This is a genomic window from Bradyrhizobium sp. USDA 241, from assembly GCF_049739505.1.
GTDB lineage: Bacteria > Pseudomonadota > Alphaproteobacteria > Rhizobiales > Xanthobacteraceae > Bradyrhizobium > Bradyrhizobium liaoningense.
Map to the genome: position 1 here is coordinate 3,689,568 of NZ_JBMGPZ010000005.1, position 15,391 is coordinate 3,704,958.

The 15,391-nt window shown below is 65.2% G+C and carries 16 protein-coding genes; 2 read left to right on the plus strand and 14 right to left on the minus strand.

Going from position 1 to position 15,391, the window contains the following annotated elements; translation table 11 throughout:
* Window positions 1-11: 11 nt before the first annotated feature.
* On the minus strand, window positions 12-380 hold the full coding sequence (yajC, locus tag ABIF91_RS39755; RefSeq protein WP_028179502.1) for a preprotein translocase subunit YajC: 369 nt from the start codon (window positions 378-380) through the stop codon (window positions 12-14).
* 180 nt (window positions 381-560) lie between these two features.
* Between yajC and ABIF91_RS39760 the strand changes: the two genes are divergently transcribed.
* Window positions 561-1,553, plus strand: coding sequence for an ATP-binding protein (locus ABIF91_RS39760; RefSeq protein WP_028179501.1), 993 nt, complete (start codon window positions 561-563; stop codon window positions 1,551-1,553).
* Between the two features lie 190 nt (window positions 1,554-1,743).
* Here ABIF91_RS39760 and ABIF91_RS39765 read toward each other — a convergent pair whose 3' ends face one another.
* Both ABIF91_RS39765 and ABIF91_RS39770 read right to left on the minus strand, forming a co-directional pair.
* Window positions 1,744-3,126 (minus strand): LysM peptidoglycan-binding domain-containing M23 family metallopeptidase, encoded by a 1,383-nt coding sequence (locus ABIF91_RS39765; protein WP_028179500.1) that lies wholly within the window; start codon window positions 3,124-3,126, stop codon window positions 1,744-1,746.
* A gap of 109 nt (window positions 3,127-3,235) precedes the next feature.
* The gene (locus tag ABIF91_RS39770) at window positions 3,236-3,886 is read right to left on the minus strand and encodes a protein-L-isoaspartate(D-aspartate) O-methyltransferase (RefSeq protein WP_028179499.1); all 651 of its coding nucleotides are present in this window, start codon (window positions 3,884-3,886) and stop codon (window positions 3,236-3,238) included.
* 225 nt (window positions 3,887-4,111) lie between these two features.
* On the opposite strand from ABIF91_RS39770, the gene ABIF91_RS39775 reads away from it, so the two are divergent.
* Window positions 4,112-4,483 (plus strand): response regulator, encoded by a 372-nt coding sequence (locus tag ABIF91_RS39775; protein ID WP_028179498.1) that lies wholly within the window; start codon window positions 4,112-4,114, stop codon window positions 4,481-4,483.
* A 103-nt stretch (window positions 4,484-4,586) separates the two neighbouring features.
* Here the strand turns inward: ABIF91_RS39775 and surE are convergent, their stop codons facing one another.
* From surE to argS, 11 genes are all read right to left on the minus strand, one after another.
* A complete protein-coding gene (gene surE / locus ABIF91_RS39780; protein ID WP_028179497.1) occupies window positions 4,587-5,354 on the minus strand; it encodes a 5'/3'-nucleotidase SurE in 768 nt (255 codons plus the stop codon).
* 106 nt (window positions 5,355-5,460) lie between these two features.
* A complete protein-coding gene (locus tag ABIF91_RS39785; protein WP_028179496.1) occupies window positions 5,461-5,823 on the minus strand; it encodes a hypothetical protein in 363 nt (120 codons plus the stop codon).
* Window positions 5,824-5,943: 120 nt separating this feature from the next.
* The gene (gene serS / locus ABIF91_RS39790; RefSeq protein WP_028179495.1) at window positions 5,944-7,275 is read right to left on the minus strand and encodes a serine--tRNA ligase; all 1,332 of its coding nucleotides are present in this window, start codon (window positions 7,273-7,275) and stop codon (window positions 5,944-5,946) included.
* Window positions 7,276-7,412: 137 nt separating this feature from the next.
* Window positions 7,413-8,225, minus strand: coding sequence for a twin-arginine translocase subunit TatC (gene tatC / locus ABIF91_RS39795; RefSeq protein WP_028179494.1), 813 nt, complete (start codon window positions 8,223-8,225; stop codon window positions 7,413-7,415).
* Entirely contained in the window at window positions 8,222-8,725 is a 504-nt protein-coding gene (tatB, locus tag ABIF91_RS39800) for a Sec-independent protein translocase protein TatB (protein WP_424579738.1), read from the minus strand. Before tatB ends, tatC begins: the two co-directional genes overlap by 4 nt.
* A gap of 87 nt (window positions 8,726-8,812) precedes the next feature.
* On the minus strand, window positions 8,813-9,046 hold the full coding sequence (locus ABIF91_RS39805; RefSeq protein WP_018317874.1) for a twin-arginine translocase TatA/TatE family subunit: 234 nt from the start codon (window positions 9,044-9,046) through the stop codon (window positions 8,813-8,815).
* Between the two features lie 166 nt (window positions 9,047-9,212).
* A complete protein-coding gene (gene scpB, locus ABIF91_RS39810; protein ID WP_028179492.1) occupies window positions 9,213-9,953 on the minus strand; it encodes an SMC-Scp complex subunit ScpB in 741 nt (246 codons plus the stop codon).
* A gap of 21 nt (window positions 9,954-9,974) precedes the next feature.
* Entirely contained in the window at window positions 9,975-10,814 is an 840-nt protein-coding gene (locus ABIF91_RS39815) for a segregation and condensation protein A (protein WP_028179491.1), read from the minus strand.
* Window positions 10,811-11,839, minus strand: coding sequence for a beta-N-acetylhexosaminidase (nagZ, locus tag ABIF91_RS39820; protein WP_028179490.1), 1,029 nt, complete (start codon window positions 11,837-11,839; stop codon window positions 10,811-10,813). The genes ABIF91_RS39815 and nagZ overlap by 4 nt, the downstream gene beginning before the upstream one ends.
* Before the next feature lie 46 nt (window positions 11,840-11,885).
* Window positions 11,886-13,451 (minus strand): SPOR domain-containing protein, encoded by a 1,566-nt coding sequence (locus ABIF91_RS39825; protein ID WP_028179489.1) that lies wholly within the window; start codon window positions 13,449-13,451, stop codon window positions 11,886-11,888.
* 140 nt (window positions 13,452-13,591) lie between these two features.
* The gene (gene argS / locus ABIF91_RS39830; protein ID WP_028179488.1) at window positions 13,592-15,382 is read right to left on the minus strand and encodes an arginine--tRNA ligase; all 1,791 of its coding nucleotides are present in this window, start codon (window positions 15,380-15,382) and stop codon (window positions 13,592-13,594) included.
* Window positions 15,383-15,391: the final 9 nt, after the last annotated feature.

The window sequence follows — 15,391 nt, forward strand, 5'->3', positions numbered from 1 at the left end:
CGCGCGAGCGCTCACTTCGCCGCGGTGTCGTCCTTGGCGCTATCCTTCGAGCTTTCTTTCGCCGGCTCGCCCTTGGCTCGCACGCCGGAGATCATCTGGCGCATCTGCCGCACGCGCACGCCGTCGGAAATCTCGAACTCGATCTGGTCGTCGTCGACGACCTTGGTGACCTTGCCGACGAGGCCTCCCGAGGTCACGACGGTGTCGCCGCGGCGGATGTTCTTCACGAGCTCGGCGTGGTCGCGGACCTTCTTCTGCTGCGGACGCAGAATCAGGAAGTACATGATCACGAAGATCAGGGCGAACGGCAGCAGCGACATCAACATGCTGTTGGTGTCGCCGGCGCCCGCGGCCTGGGCATACGCAGGGGTAATCAGCATTCGGACGATCCTCGTGAGAACGGGGGAAAGCCGGTCAGCCCCTCAAGGCGACCGGTTCGGTCAAATTCGCGCGGACTATAGCGGCCATTGCCCCAATTGCAACGCTGCCAGACCGCCCTTTTGGCCACCTTGCGGCGCGCCGTGAGGCCCGATAAGGCTGCGTTCTCAGGAACTTCGGACATGCCCAAAAAACCAAGCAAAAGCCCGGCCGGCAAAGGCCCCCGCCCCCCTGCCAAGAAGCGCGCCCGCGTCGCGGCAAAACGCCCCACGGCAGCCTCCAAAGCCATCGCCAAGGCAACCCCAGATCTCTCGCAGGAGCGCATCGTCCGCGCGCTGGAGACGATCGCGGCGCACCTCTCCGCCCAGGGCATGCCGGCCGCCGAGCGCGAATCGTTCGAACGGGCGGATGCTTATGTCTGGCATCCCGACGGGCGCCTTGCGGCCGTGCCCCGCGTCAGCCGCGTCGAGCTGTTCCTGCTGAAGGGCGTCGACCGGATGCGCGACATCCTGATGGAGAACACCGAGCGCTTCGCCAATGGCCTGCCGGCCAATAACGCTCTGCTCTGGGGTGCGCGCGGCATGGGCAAGTCGTCGCTGGTGAAGGCAGCGCATGCCAGCATCAACGCGGAGCGCAAACCGGCCGACAAGCTGAAACTGATCGAGATCCACCGCGAGGACATCGAGAGCCTCCCCGCGCTGATGGAGCAGCTGCGGGCCTCGTCCTTCCGCTTCATCGTGTTCTGCGACGACCTCTCCTTCGACGGCAACGATGCCTCCTACAAGTCGCTCAAGGCCGTGCTCGAAGGCGGCATCGAAGGCCGGCCCGAGAACGTCATTCTCTACGCCACCTCGAACCGCCGCCACCTGCTGGCGCGCGAGATGATCGAGAACGAGCGCTCGACCGCGATCAATCCGGGCGAGGCGGTCGAGGAGAAGGTGTCGCTGTCGGATCGCTTCGGCCTCTGGCTCGGCTTTCACCGCTGCAGCCAGGACGAATATCTCGCCATGGTGCGGGGCTATTGCAGCCATTTCGGCATCAGGATCGATGACGAAGCACTGGAGCGCGAGGCGCTGGAATGGTCAACGACACGCGGCTCGCGCTCGGGCCGCGTCGCCTGGCAGTTCGTGCAGGAGCTGGCGGGACGGCTCGGCGTGAAGCTGACGGCGGAGTAAAGGCTCGCTATCACCTCACCCACAACTGTCATTCCCCGCGCAGGCGGGGGAATCCAGTACGCCGCGGCTTGTCGGCTCACACAACTGGCGTCTCTGGAATACTGGATCGTCCGCTCCAGTGCGCGAGTGCGCACAAGGCGGACGATGACAGCGTGTTTTGCGAGGGTGTGCCCGACCGAAGCGGTGCGCCTCACGCCCCGTTCAGGAATTGAAGCGGGTCAACCGGGCTCGATCCCTTGCGGATCTCGAAGTGGAGCTGCGGCGACGCCACCTCTCCGGATTGACCCGACTTGGCGATGACCTGGCCGCGCTTGATGGTGTCGCCGCGCTTCACCAACAGCTCACTCGCATGGGCATATGCGGTGACGTAGCCGTTGGAGTGCCGAACCAGGACCAGATTGCCGTAACCTTTCAGCTCGTTGCCGGAATAGGCGACGACGCCGTCTTCGGCCGCCTTGACCGGCGTCCCTTCGGGCACCGCGAGATTGATGCCGTCATTGGCCTTGCCATTGGTCTTGGCGCCGTAGCTCGTAACCACCTTGCCGCGGACCGGCCAGCGGAAGGTCGGCAGCGCGCCGGTGGCGTCCGCGGCCTTCGCCGGCGTCTCGGCGGGTTTCTCTTCGACATTGGCCGTGGCCTGGGCCAGGCGCGCGCTCTGCACCGGCGCGGCCGCCGCCATCTTGGTGGCAGGCGCGGGAGCGGCCGCGACGGGCTGGAGCGTCCCCGCAACGGGCGCAGCTGTGGCCGGTACCGCAGGCGCCGCGACGGCGGCAGTCTTGGCACCGGGCACGGTCAGCCTGGTGCCGAGCTTGAGTTTTGCAGACGGATCGAGGCCATTGGCACGGGCGAGCTCAGCCGCCGAGACGTGGTTCTTCCGGGCAATGCTGACGAGCGTGTCGCCGCGATTGACGAAATGGGTGCTCGACGGTGCAGCCATGGCCGCGACCGGTTTGGCCGCGGGCGCTGCCGCAACGGGCGCCATCGCCGGCGCGGGCACCGGCGCAGCGGCCGTCGCCGGATGCGGAATGATCAGCTGCTGGCCGGGCGAGAGAGCGCGCGGCCCCTTGTAGCCGTTGGCGGCAAGGATCGCCTGCGGCGTGACGCGATAGCGCTTGGCCAGCACGTCCAGCGTATCGCTGGTACCGACGATGATCTTGGTCCCGCCCGCCGGCTGGGCGGCCGCAACCGAGCGCGGCGGCACGGTGGCCGTGGTCTCGAGATGCGGCTGCGCCGGCGGCGCATAGGAGCCGACGCCGCGTCCGCCACCGGACACTCCCCCACCCGACGCGACGGGATAGGATTGCGGCGCGGACACTGCCGGCGCCGGCAAGGGCTGCGACTGATAATAGCCGGGCTGCGTCTGCGGCCGCGCATATTGCGGCAGCTCACGCTGCGGCGGCGGAGCCTGCTGCACCGATCCCGTGGATTCCGAGGCGAAGGGATTGGAGAAATTCGTCTGGGCCAGCCGCGACGACATGTCGGCGCTGCACCCTGCAAAGCTGAAGGAGATCAGCGCCAGCGCCGCGACCTGCGGCACGCGGCGCGAGTAAAGCAACTCGGCGACAGCGGACATGGTTACTCACTCGTACGCAACAGAACTGGTGTTTTAAGTAAACACCCGCCGAGTAAATAACGGCTTAACCCTCCCAATAAGGTGTTGGCGGCACAGCCGATCCGGGGTTCTACAGTTCCCGCGCCACCCCGGGCAGTGCCGGCACGAAGCGGACCTCGACGAGTTCCTTGCGCTCGATCCCGGTTTCGGTGCGGGTCAAGCGGGTCAGCGTCTGTACGCCCTGATGCGGTCCGACGGGGGCGATCAGGATACCCCCGACCTCCAGTCGCTCGATCAGGTTGTCCGGAATCTGCTCCAGCGCGGCGGTGACGATGATGCGATCGAACGGACCGATATTGGGAGGCAGATTGAGACCGTCGCCGAGCATCACCTCGACATTGTGACAATCGAGCTTTTCAAGTCGGGCGCGTGCCGTGTCGGCGAGCTTGCGATAGCGCTCGACGGTCAGCACCTGGCCAGCAAGCCGCGACAGCACGGCAGCCTGGTAGCCGGACCCGGTGCCGATTTCGAGCACCCGGTGCTGCTTCTTGAGCTGGAGCTGCTCGGTCATGTAGGCGACGACGAAGGGCTGGCTGATGGTCTGCCCGCAGGCGATCGGCAGCGCGCTGTCACGATAGGCGCCGTCGCGATCGGCGTCCTCGACGAAAAGCTCCCGCGGCACCTCCTCCATGGTCCTCAGCACGGCCTGATCGCTGATGCCCCGACGCCTCAGCGTCAGCTGAAACACCATCTTTTCCGGCGGGTGCTGATGGGAGGTCATAGCTGCTGCTGCTCATCTCGTCGGGCGCATCGCGTTGCACCGCAAGAACCCGAGACGAGAATCTTGTTCCGGCTCAGGAACTCATGATAGCCTTTCGGCGCAGCATTTGACCACAACCAGGCTTTCAAAGCGCTAAGCCGTTTGCGGGTTTGCGTTCGCCGAAACGCGCATTGCGTCCCCTATCGTTATCTGCGAACGTTCACGAGAATGGGCAAGGACTCACCTATGACTGCGACAGGGCTTTCGGGCCGCTCTGTTTTCCTCGTCGAGGACGAGGTCATGATCAGAATGATGGTCGCGGACATGCTGGAGGAGCTCGGCTACAAGGTTGCCGCCGAAGCGGGCGACATCACCGAGGCCATGCGGCTTGCGGAATCCACCGAGTTCGACCTCGCCATTCTGGACGTCAACGTCAACGGCAAGGTCATCTCTCCAGTGGCCGATGTCATCATGGCGAAGGGCTGTCCGTTCATCTTCGCCACCGGTTACGGCTCTTCCGGCCTGCCCGAACAGTACCGCGACCGGCCGTCGCTGCAAAAGCCGTTTCAGCTCGATGCACTCGGCAAGACCATCGAAGCCGCGCTCCGCGGCGGCTAGAGCGTTTTCGAGCGAAGTGGACACCGGTTCGCGTCAAGAAAACACGTCGAAACAAGAATCGAGAGCCCCGTCTGATTCCATCGGAACGGCGAAGGCTCGAGCCCTATTTCAGCGTCCGGCTCAGCTCTTCCGAAAACGCTTCATTGGTGCGATCGAGCCTGAGCGGCGTGACGGAAACGTAGCGCTCGCGCAGCGCGGCGAGATCGGTGCCGTCGGCGGGCGTATCCATCATCGCGGTGCGCTCGAAGCCGATCCAGAAATAGGGATTGCCGCGGCCATCGCTGCGCTCATCGATCTTGAGGAAGCCGAGATTGCGCTTGCCCTGGCGCGTGACGCGGACGCCCAGCACATCCTCCGGCGCACAGGACGGGAAATTGACGTTGATGACGGTGTCTTTGGGAACGCCGGCAGCGATCACCTTGCGCAGGATGTCGGGCCCGAATTTGCGCGCGGTGTCCCACGGCGGCCGTTCACGGGTCTCGACGCTGAACTCCTGCGACAGTGCAAATGACGGCAGGCCCAGGATGGTGCCCTCCAACGCGCCGGCAATGGTGCCGGAATAGACCACGTCCTCGGCGACGTTGCGACCCTTGTTGACGCCGGACAGCACGACATCAGGCAGCTTGGTACCCAGGATATGACGGGCCCCCATGATGACGCAGTCCGTCGGCGTGCCGCGCACGGCAAAGTGCCGCGGGCCGACCTCGCGCAGGCGCAAGGGATCGTTCAGCGACAGCGAATGCGACACGCCGGACTGGTCGAGCTCGGGCGCCACCACCCAGACGTCGTCCGACAAGGCGCGCGCGATCTCCTCCACGACCTTGAGGCCGGGAGCATGGATGCCGTCGTCATTGGTGCAGAGAATGCGCATGCGCGAGGTCGATTCCGAAAACCGTTTGATCTGTCATATCCGGCCGTGGCCCATCAGGCAAACCGGCCGATCAGGGCCCCGGCAACAGGTTCCCGGCCCGGTCCCGCTAGCGGCGAATGCGCCATTGCGGCAGGAAACGCGCGAGCCGGCCCTCCGCACGCAGTTGCATCGCCGGCACGACCGGATTCACGACGGGAGCCTCGATCACCCCGAGCGCCTTCAGCTGCGCGACGAACGGGTCAGGTGTCGGTGCCTGCGGAAACCGTTCGCGTGCCACCGTCAGCGCCTTGTCGAAATCCGCAGCATTGACTCCGGGCTTGGCCCGTCGGCTGTGCACGAGATCGTCGTCCCAGAGCCGCGCGATCTCGATGTCCAGGACGCCGCGGAGACGCTGATCGATGGCCTGGATCCCGGCACCTGTCACCGCCCATTGTCTGCCGATCCAGAAGATGTCGCGGTGCAAGGGCATGAAGGGTGGGGTCGCGCTGAGGGGGCCGGCAGGATAGCCGGCCGTCCGATCTTCGCAACGCGATTCTCGTCATGCCGCGTTTTCGGACGCGAACCGGTGCCCACTTCGCGGGAAAACGCTTTAGTCGCGCGCGATCACCTTCAGCCCGCCCATATAGGGCTGGAGCACGCCGGGGACCGCGATCGAGCCGTCCTCCTGCTGATAGGTCTCCATCACGGCGATCAGCGCGCGGCCGACCGCGGTGCCGGAGCCATTCAGCGTATGCACGAATCGCGGCTTGCCGTCGGGCCCGCGCGAGCGCGCATCCATGCGGCGTGCCTGGAAGTCGCCGCAGACCGAGCAGCTCGAGATCTCGCGGAACATGCCGCCGTCGCCCTGCCCGGGCATCCAGACCTCGATGTCGTAGGTTTTCTGCGACGAGAAACCCATATCTCCTGCACACAGCGTCATCACGCGATAATGCAGGTCGAGTTTCTGCAGCACCTGCTCGGCGCAGGACAGCATCCGCTCCAGCTCGTCCTTGCTCACTTCCGGCGTGGTGATCGAGACCAGCTCGACCTTGGTGAACTGGTGCTGGCGGATCATGCCGCGCGTGTCGCGCCCGGCCGCGCCCGCCTCGGCACGGAAGCACGGCGTCAGTGCGGTGAGCCGCATCGGCAATTGCTTCTCGTCGAGGATAGACTCGCGCGCGAGATTGGTGAGCGACACCTCGGCGGTGGGAATCAGACCGAGGCGCTCGGTCTTCAACCGCTCAAGGTCGGGCGAGGCGAGCAGTTCGCCCTTGATCGCCCAGAACTGGTCGTCCTCGAATTTCGGCAGTTGCCCGGTGCCGAACATCACCTCGTTGCGCACCAGGAGCGGCGGATTGATCTCGGTGTAGCCATGCTCGGTCGTGTGCAGGTCGAGCATGAACTGGCCGATGGCGCGTTCGAGTCGCGCCAGCCCCTTCTTCAGCACGACGAAGCGCGCGCCGGAGAGTTTGGCCGCCGCCTCGAAATCCATGTAGCCGAGCGCGGTGCCGAGATCGTCATGCAGTTTTGGCGCAAAGCTGTAGTTGCGCTTGTTGCCGAACACGTGGTGCTGGACGTTGCCGTGCTCGTCGACGCCGTCAGGCACTTCGTCGAACGGAATGTTCGGGATCGCCGACAGCTCTTTCGTCAGCTCCTCGTCGGCAGCCTTGGCGGCGGCTTCGAGCTGCGGCATCGTGGTCTTGAGGTCGGCGACCTCGGCCATCAGCTTGGCGGCGCGGGCCTCGTCCTTGGCTTTCTTGGCATCGCCGATCTCCTTCGAAGCCGCATTGCGCCGCGCCTGCGCCTGCTCGGAGGCGAGGATCGCCGCACGCCGCCTCTCGTCGATCGCCAGCAGCGAGGCCGACATCGGCTTCAAACCGCGCCGTGCCAGGCCGGCGTCGAAGGCTTGCGGATTGTCGCGGATCGATTTGATGTCGTGCATGGCTGTCTTCCCGTCATGGCCGGGTTTATCCCGGCCATCCACGTGTCTGCCGCCTTAGATCAAGTCGTGGATGCCCGGGTCAAGCCCGGGCATGACGAATCATGGGCTGAGCAGTTCGATGATAAAGCGAAAGTGCCCTACTCCGCCGGATTGGCCGGCGTCGACACGTCGGTGCCGGTGGCGGCCTGCGAAGCCGCGGCCTTCTTCTCCACCATCCCCACCGCGATGATCGAGCCCTCGTAGAGCGCCATCAGCGGAATGGCCAGGGAGCACTGGCTGAGCACGTCGGGCGGTGTCAGCACGGCCGCGATGACGAAGGCAATCACGATGAAATAGCGGCGCTTCTCGCGCAGCATCTTCGAGGTGACGATACCGATCCGCCCGAGCAGCGTCAGGATCACCGGGAGCTGGAAGGCGATGCCAAAGGCGAAGATCAGCGACATCATCAGCGACAGATATTCGCCGACCTTGGGCAGGAGCTGGATCTGCGCGGTCTCGTCGCTGCCGGCCTGCTGCATGCCGAGCGAGAAGCGGACCAGCATCGGCAGCACGACGAAATAGACCAGCGCCGCGCCGAGCACGAAGAAGAACGGGGTGGCGACCAGATACGGCAGGAAGGCCTGCTTCTCGTGCTTGTAGAGGCCGGGCGCGACAAACTTGTAGATCTGCGTCGCCACGATCGGGAACGAGATGAAGCCGGCGCCGAACAGCGCGAGTTTCAGCTGAGTGATGAAATATTCCAGCAGCGCCGTGTAGATGAACTTGGAGTTCTCGGGCCCTGCGACCCACACGAACGGCCAGACCAGAACGTTGTAGATCTGCTTCGCAAAGAAGAAGCAGAAGATGAAGGCAATGCCAAAGCCGAGCAGCGCCTTGATCAGCCGCGAGCGCAGCTCGATCAGATGGTCCATCAGCGGGGCTTTGCTGGCCTCGATATCGGCGTCGGTCATGACGCTTTGGCGTCCTTGATCGCCTCGGCTGGCGCGGTGTCCTGCGCAACCGGTGCCTGTTCGACGTCACGGGTGATCGCGAGCGACTCGTTCGTAGCCGCATGCGCTTCGGCTTCCATGAAGGTCGCAGGCGTCGGCTCTTCCGGTGCCGTCGGTGTGACGGGTGGATCGATGGCAGTGGCGGCAGGCGTCTCGGCCGGCTTGTCCAGTGCATCGACGCGGAGCGCGTCGCTGACGTCCTTCTGGAGCGAGGTCAGCGGATTGTTGCTGGCAAAGCCGGTGGCGGCTTCCTTGACCTCGTCAAAGCTCTTCTTGAGGTCGGCCATCTCGGCCTCGCGCATCGCTTCCTGGAACTGGCCCTGGAACTCCGCGGCCATCTTGCGGGCCTTGCCCATCCATTGCCCGACCATGCGCAACACGCCCGGCAGCTCTTTCGGGCCGATGGCGATCAGGGCCACGACCCCGATCAGGACCAGTTCACTCCACCCGATGTCGAACATGAGGTCTTCCGTTCACGCCAGCCGGAGCCGGCCCAATCCTCGCGCGCAGGATCGGGGCCGCTACCCGTGTCTCGCGTGCTCTCTTGCTCAGACGGCCTTGCTGCCGACGTCGGACCGTGCGGCAGTCGGCGCACCATTGTGCTCGATCGACTTGGCCGGCTCGGGCTTCTCGGCGGGCTTGTCGTCGTCCTGCATGCCCTTCTTGAATGCCTTGATGCCCTGCGCCACGTCGCCCATCAGATCCGAAATCTTGCCGCGGCCGAACAGCAGCAGGACCACTGCGATCACCAAGATCCAGTGCCAAATGCTGAGTGAACCCATCCTGCAACCCTCCAAACGCGCATGGCCGGGGACCCGGCCGATCTTCACCGAAACCTAGGCTTGGCAGGTCTCAAAAACAAGGACCAAGGCAGCGCCATTCGCTGTCGGCACTACGCAATCTTGCTAGTGTTAACTGGTCGCAGGGCCCGTAAGCAGCGGATGGGCATCACTCTTCGGTGCCGCCCTCATTACCGCCTTCCGGCGTCTCGGGTTCAACCGCAGGCGCCAGCGCGAGATCGAGGTCCTCGCCCGGTTCCAGCGGATCCTCGTCCTCGCGCAGAGCCGGGTCGTCGGACGGCGTCGGCACGCTAAATCCGGTTGGCAGGCGCGAATCCAGCAGGCCAGTGCCCTTCAGCTCTTCGAGACCCGGCAGGTCACCCAGTTGTTCCAAGGTGAACTGCGACAGGAATTCCTCGGTGGTTCCGAAGGTCAAGGGACGGCCGGGCGTCTTGCGGCGGCCACGCGGCTTGATCCAGCCGGTCTCCAGCAGCACGTCGAGCGTGCCCTTTGATGTCACGACACCGCGGATCTCCTCGATCTCGGCACGTGTCACGGGCTGGTGATAGGCGATGATTGCCAGCACCTCGATCGCCGCACGCGACAGGCGGCGGGTCTCGGTGGTCTCCCGCGTCATCAGCCAGGCGAGATCGCCGGCCGTGCGGAAGGTCCATTTGTTGGCGACACGCACGAGGTTGACGCCGCGCGAGGCATAATCGGCCTGGAGCTGCTCAAGCGCGGCCTTCACGTCCACGCCCTCGGGCATGCGCTTGGCAAGCGTCGCGGTATCCAACGGTTCGCTCGACGCGAACAGCAGCGCTTCAAGCAGCCGCAATTCTTCGGGACGTGCCTGGGATTCGTTCTCCATCGGCTCGGCCTCTTCTACCCGCACTTCAGCCAGGCTTGCCATGGCAGATTCTCCTTCTTGCACTTAGGCGACCGGCGCGTCGGGCGCAGGAGCTGCGTCCGGGACCGGTTTTGGGCGCCCCTTCCGGAAATAGATCGGCGCAAACGCCTCTTTCTGGTTCAGCTCGAGCTGACCTTCGCGCACCAACTCGAGCGCGGCGGCAAAGCTCGAGGCGAAGACCGTGGCGCGCTGCGTGGGATCGGCGACATGCCGGATCAGGAAATCGTCGAGTACGCCCCAGTCGTCCTGTTCGTTGAGGCTGCCGACCAGCCGCTCCAGCGTGGCACGCGCCTCGGCGAGCGACCACACCGTGCGCTTGGCCAGATGCACGCTCGCGAGCACGCGCGACTGGCGCTGTGCGGCATATGCGGTGAGCAGGTCGTACAGGGTCGCGGTGTATTTCGGATGCTTGATCTCGGCGATCTGCTCGGGCTCGCCGCGCGGGAAGATGTCGCGCTGCAATTGCGGCCTGTTCATCAGCCGGTTGGCGGCTTCGCGAATGGCCTCCAGCCGGCGCAGCCGGTTGGCCAGTGCCGTCGCCATCTGCTCCGCGCTCGGGCCTTCCGCACTCGGCGGCTCCGGCAGCAGCAGGCGCGACTTCAGGAAGGCAAGCCAGGCCGCCATGACGAGGTAGTCGGCGGCGAGCTCGAGCCGGATCTTCCGCGCGGCCTCGATGAAGTGGAGGTACTGGTCGGCCAGCGCCAGGATCGAAATCTTGGCGAGGTCGACCTTCTGCTGCCGCGCCAATGCGAGCAGGAGGTCGAGCGGGCCCTCATAGCCCTCGACGTCCACCACCAACGCCGGCTCGCCCTCAGCGAGCTCTGCGGGCCGCCCGGTTTCGAACGATAGGATTTCTGCGGTCATGCCGATGCCGTGTTTGCCCGTGCGATCAATGCGTCCAGTTCCGCGCGCGCGGCCGCCCGCTCGAGTGGCTGCGGCGGCTTGCGTGCGGCAAGCGCGGCTTTCGCGCGCTCCAATGCCCTGCCCGACAATTCAGGTGTCTGGCCGGCGACGTCGCGCATCTCCTCGATGTTGCCGTTGCAATGCAGGGCAACGTCGCAGCCGGCCGCGAAGATGGCGCGGGTCCGCTCGGCGATATTCCCCGACAGCGCGTTCATCGACACGTCATCACTCATTAACAAACCCTGGAACCCGATTGCGCCGCGAATCACGTCAGCAATCATTGTCGCAGATGTCGTCGCCGGATGGGCGGGGTCGACCGCGCTAAACACAACATGTGCAGTCATGGCCATCGGCAGATCCGCGAGTGACTTGAACGCGGCGAAATCGGTCCGTTCCAGCTCGTCCCGGGGCGTGTCGACCATCGGCAGCTTGAAATGGGTGTCGGCGGTGGCCCGGCCATGACCGGGAATGTGCTTGAGAACCGGTAGGACACCGCCCTGCTCCAGGCCCTCGGTGACCGCACGGGCAATCGCCGCGACCTTGCCCGGCTCGGTGCCATAGGCCCGGTTCCCGATGACGGCGTCGGCACCCGGCACGGGCACATCGGCCAGCGGCAGGCAATCCACGGTGATGCCGAGATCAGCGAGATCGGCAGCGATCAGGCGGGCGCTGAGGCGCGCCGCGGCGAGCCCAAGCGCCGAATCAGTGTCGTATAAGGTCGCGAATACGGCGCCCGGCGGATAGACCGGCCAGTGCGGCGGGCCCAGTCGCTGCACCCGTCCGCCCTCCTGATCGATCAGGACCGGAGCATCGGGAGCATCGGCAACCGCCCGCAATTCCGCAACCAATGCAGCGACTTGGGCCGGTGTCGCGACGTTGCGCTTGAAGAGGATGAAGCCCCATGGGCGTTCGGCACGGATAAACTCCCGCTCGGCGGCGGTCAGTTCTGTTCCGGATACGCCGGTAATGAAGGCCCGCGTGCTCATAACGGCCGATTAACCCTGCCCCGCGAGGGGGTCAAGGAAACGGCCGTTAATTCCTCTGGATGAAGCAGGCGGACAGGCCGGCAGCCTTCAGGCTGTTGCAGGCCTGCGTCGCCTCCTCGGCCGAAGCGTAGGGACCCGCGAAGGCGCGATAGACGATCCCCTTGCCCTTGTCGGTCAGATCGACCCGCTTGATCACCGGCGAACGGGAGCCGAGCACGTTGCCGTACTTGCTCTGAAGCACTCGGTAGGACGCCGCGGCGCTGTCTTCGCTTTGCTGCGAAGACACCTGCACGATGTAGCCGCCACCGTTGCTGGCGGGGGCGATTTGCGTCGGGTTGGTGGCAGCCATCCGGTGCGCAGGCTCGGCCGTCGGTCCCGACTGCGGCGAGAGCGAAAGGGGCTGGTTGAGGCTGGCATTTGCCGAGGTCGGCGAATTGTGCGGCGCCGTCGTCGCAGCGGGCGCGGCAACAGGCTTGGGTGCGGCGATCATCGGCTTGGCGGCGGCCGATTGCGGTGCGGTGCCGTCGGTCTGGTCGCCCTTTACGGCGACGGTCCGGATCGGGCGCGGCGAATTGCTCGGCAACGTCCCGTTGCTTGGGACCGGTCCCGTGCTGGGCGACGGAACCGCGGATGGCGAGACGCTGGCCACCGACGGCGGGTTCGCATTCTGGTTCATCGGTGGGAACACGACGCGGGGACCGCCCGCCTTGGCGTTGACGTCGACGGGCGCCTCCTCGCGCGGCACGATCTTCTCAGTGCCATCACCGCTGGCCATACGGTCCGGCACTTTGGCCGATGAGTCCGTCGGCGCCGGCACGATCTTGGTCGGCGTGTTGTCGGCCTTGATGATCGGCGGCTCGCCGCTGCGGGGCGTGCCCATGTAGGTCTTGTAGGCGAAGGCCGCACCGGTACCCACCACGGCGAGCGCGAGGATCGCCGCGACCGTCATCATGCCACCGCGCCGCTTCTTCGGCTCTTCGATTTCGGCGTCGTCAGGGTAGTCGCTTTGGAACGCGTAAGGGTCGTCCGGATAGGCGGGATCGCGCTGATAGTCCTGCTCGCCTGTCTCCAGCCGGCCGTAGAGCGCATCGTCGTAGCGCGAGGGATCTGTCTGCGCGTGCGACTCCTGCTCGGCCTGATCCTGGTAAGCCTGGCCGTGCTGCTGGTAGGCCTGACCTTGATATGCCTGATCCTGATAAGAGCCATCCTGATAGGCCTGAGCCTGATGAACATCAGGCTCGGGCACGGCAGGCTTGGCCGAATAGCGATGCAGCGGATGAACCGGGCTGACGGAGACGGGATAATCAGGCTCCGGCGCGGGTGCGGGCTGCACGTTGGCGCGTCGCATCCATGAGGGCGGCCCGGGCGGCGGCGGGGCCTGCTCGGCATAATCCTGTTGATCATCGTCCTGGCGATAATCGTCTGGATGATAGCTCCGGGGCGGCGTTGCCTGCGGGCGCGCGGTCGGCCGGCCCTGCCCTGCGAACGGATCGGTTTGTCCGATCAGACGGGCGAGCTCGGCCAAGGGATCATTTTCCGCTTTCCCATGCTGATCGCCGCCGCGACCATAATCATCGGAAGGAAACGGTCTGTCCTGATATCGTTCGGCCATCGTAATGATGCGTCCCTTCGGGAAAGCCGCGCGCCCCTCGACCAAGGCGCGGCCTTCGACCCACAAGGCTTTCAACCAAGTCTAAGCGATCCGGCTTCTGCCGGTTACCCCCGAATTCCCCTTAAGTAGTTCGCCCCAAACTACCGCATCTCGTCCGGGGCATGGACGCCGAGGATGGCGAGGCCCGATGCCAGGACCGAGACGACGCCCTGGACCATGGCCAGTCGCGCCTTTGTAAGATCTGCATCATTATTGATAATGAAGCGTAAATAGGGCAAATCCCGCCCCTTCGTCCAAAGTGCGTGAAATTCGCTCGCTAACTCATAGAGATAAAAGGCAATTCGGTGCGGCTCGTGGGCCGCGGCGGCGGCCTCGAGCATGCGCGGATAAATTGCGAGGCGCTTGAGAAGATCGAGTTCGACCGGGTCCGACAGCCGCTCCACGGCCGACTCACTGAGCCAGGCGATCCGTTTGCCGGTATCCTCGGGCAGCTCCGGGAACACCTCGGCGCGCGCGTTGCGGAAGATCGAGTGGCCGCGGGCGTGACCGTACTGGACATAGAACACCGGATTGTCGCGCGACTGTTCCATGACCTTGGCGAGGTCGAAGTCGAGCACCGCGTCGTTCTTCCGGTAGAGCATCATGAAGCGGACGGCGTCCTGACCGACCTCATCCACCACCTCACGCAAGGTGACGAAGTCCCCGCTCCGCTTCGACATTTTGACCGGCTCGCCGTTGCGCAAGAGCTTCACGAGCTGAACGATCTTGACGTCGAGCGCACCCTTTCCGGAGGTGGTCGCCTTTACCGCCGCCTGCATGCGCTTGATGTAGCCGCCATGGTCGGCGCCCCAGACGTCGATCATTTCGGCGAAGCCGCGGTCGAACTTGTTCTTGTGGTAGGCGATGTCGGAGGCAAAGTAGGTGTAGGAATTGTCCGACTTGATCAGGGGACGATCGACGTCGTCGCCGTAGGCGGTCGCCTTGAACAGCAGCTGCTCGCGATCCTCCCAATCCTCGACCGGGGCGCCCTTCGGCGGCGGCAGGCGACCTTCGTAGATGTCACCCTTGGCACGCAGGAAATCGATGGTCTCGGCGACCTTGTTGTTGCCCGCCTCGAGCAGCGAGCGCTCGGAGAAGAACACGTCGTGACGGATGTTGAGGGCGGCGAGATCGTCCTTGATCTCGTCCATCATCATCGCGATCGCCTTGGCACGCACGGTCGGCAGCCACCCTGCCTCGCTCATCGAGAGAAGCCTGTCGCCGTGCTCCTTCGCCAGCGCCTCGCCGACCGGCTTGAGGTAGTCGCCGGGATAGAGTCCTTCGGGAATGGCACCGATATCCTCGCCGAGCGCTTCGCGATACCTCAGGAACGCGGAGCGTGCGAGCACGTCGACCTGAGCGCCGGCATCGTTAATGTAGTACTCGCGCGTGACGTCGTGGCCGGCGAACTGGAGCAGGCTCGCCAATGCGTCACCGAACACGGCACCGCGGCAATGGCCGACATGCATCGGTCCGGTCGGATTGGCCGAGACGTATTCGACATTGACCTTTGAGCCGCCCCGGACGCGGCCGTAATCGGCGCCCTCGCGCAGCACTGTCCGCAGGGCTTCGGCCCAGGCGGCCGGCTTCAGCGTCAGGTTGATGAAGCCGGGACCGGCGACATCAACCTTGGCGATCAGCGCGTCCGCACGGAGCCGCTCGGCGATCTGTTCGGCGAGGTCGCGCGGCTTTGCCTTTGCCTCTTTCGCAAGCACCATGGCAGCGTTGGTCGCCATGTCGCCGTGGGAGGCATCGCGCGGCGGCTCGACCACCACGCGTGAGAAATCGATGCCCTCCGGCCAGCTGGCGTCCGCCGCAAGCGCGCGGCAGGCGGCGTGCACACGCGCGAGCACGTCGGCGAACAGATGCAGGGATGAGGGTGTCTGGGGCATGGCCGCCGC

Excerpts from the sequence above, each read along its gene's own strand:
- yajC (WP_028179502.1), bottom strand. The coding sequence starts at position 380 with ATGCTGATTACCCCTGCGTATGCCCAGGCCGCGGGCGCCGGCGACACC.
- ABIF91_RS39760 (WP_028179501.1), top strand. The coding sequence starts at position 561 with ATGCCCAAAAAACCAAGCAAAAGCCCGGCCGGCAAAGGCCCCCGCCCC.
- ABIF91_RS39765 (WP_028179500.1), bottom strand. The coding sequence starts at position 3,126 with ATGTCCGCTGTCGCCGAGTTGCTTTACTCGCGCCGCGTGCCGCAGGTC.
- ABIF91_RS39770 (WP_028179499.1), bottom strand. The coding sequence starts at position 3,886 with ATGACCTCCCATCAGCACCCGCCGGAAAAGATGGTGTTTCAGCTGACG.
- ABIF91_RS39775 (WP_028179498.1), top strand. The coding sequence starts at position 4,112 with ATGACTGCGACAGGGCTTTCGGGCCGCTCTGTTTTCCTCGTCGAGGAC.
- surE (WP_028179497.1), bottom strand. The coding sequence starts at position 5,354 with ATGCGCATTCTCTGCACCAATGACGACGGCATCCATGCTCCCGGCCTC.
- ABIF91_RS39785 (WP_028179496.1), bottom strand. The coding sequence starts at position 5,823 with ATGCCCTTGCACCGCGACATCTTCTGGATCGGCAGACAATGGGCGGTG.
- serS (WP_028179495.1), bottom strand. The coding sequence starts at position 7,275 with ATGCACGACATCAAATCGATCCGCGACAATCCGCAAGCCTTCGACGCC.
- tatC (WP_028179494.1), bottom strand. The coding sequence starts at position 8,225 with ATGACCGACGCCGATATCGAGGCCAGCAAAGCCCCGCTGATGGACCAT.
- tatB (WP_424579738.1), bottom strand. The coding sequence starts at position 8,725 with ATGTTCGACATCGGGTGGAGTGAACTGGTCCTGATCGGGGTCGTGGCC.
- ABIF91_RS39805 (WP_018317874.1), bottom strand. The coding sequence starts at position 9,046 with ATGGGTTCACTCAGCATTTGGCACTGGATCTTGGTGATCGCAGTGGTC.
- scpB (WP_028179492.1), bottom strand. The coding sequence starts at position 9,953 with ATGGCAAGCCTGGCTGAAGTGCGGGTAGAAGAGGCCGAGCCGATGGAG.
- ABIF91_RS39815 (WP_028179491.1), bottom strand. The coding sequence starts at position 10,814 with ATGACCGCAGAAATCCTATCGTTCGAAACCGGGCGGCCCGCAGAGCTC.
- nagZ (WP_028179490.1), bottom strand. The coding sequence starts at position 11,839 with ATGAGCACGCGGGCCTTCATTACCGGCGTATCCGGAACAGAACTGACC.
- ABIF91_RS39825 (WP_028179489.1), bottom strand. The coding sequence starts at position 13,451 with ATGGCCGAACGATATCAGGACAGACCGTTTCCTTCCGATGATTATGGT.
- argS (WP_028179488.1), bottom strand. The coding sequence starts at position 15,382 with ATGCCCCAGACACCCTCATCCCTGCATCTGTTCGCCGACGTGCTCGCG.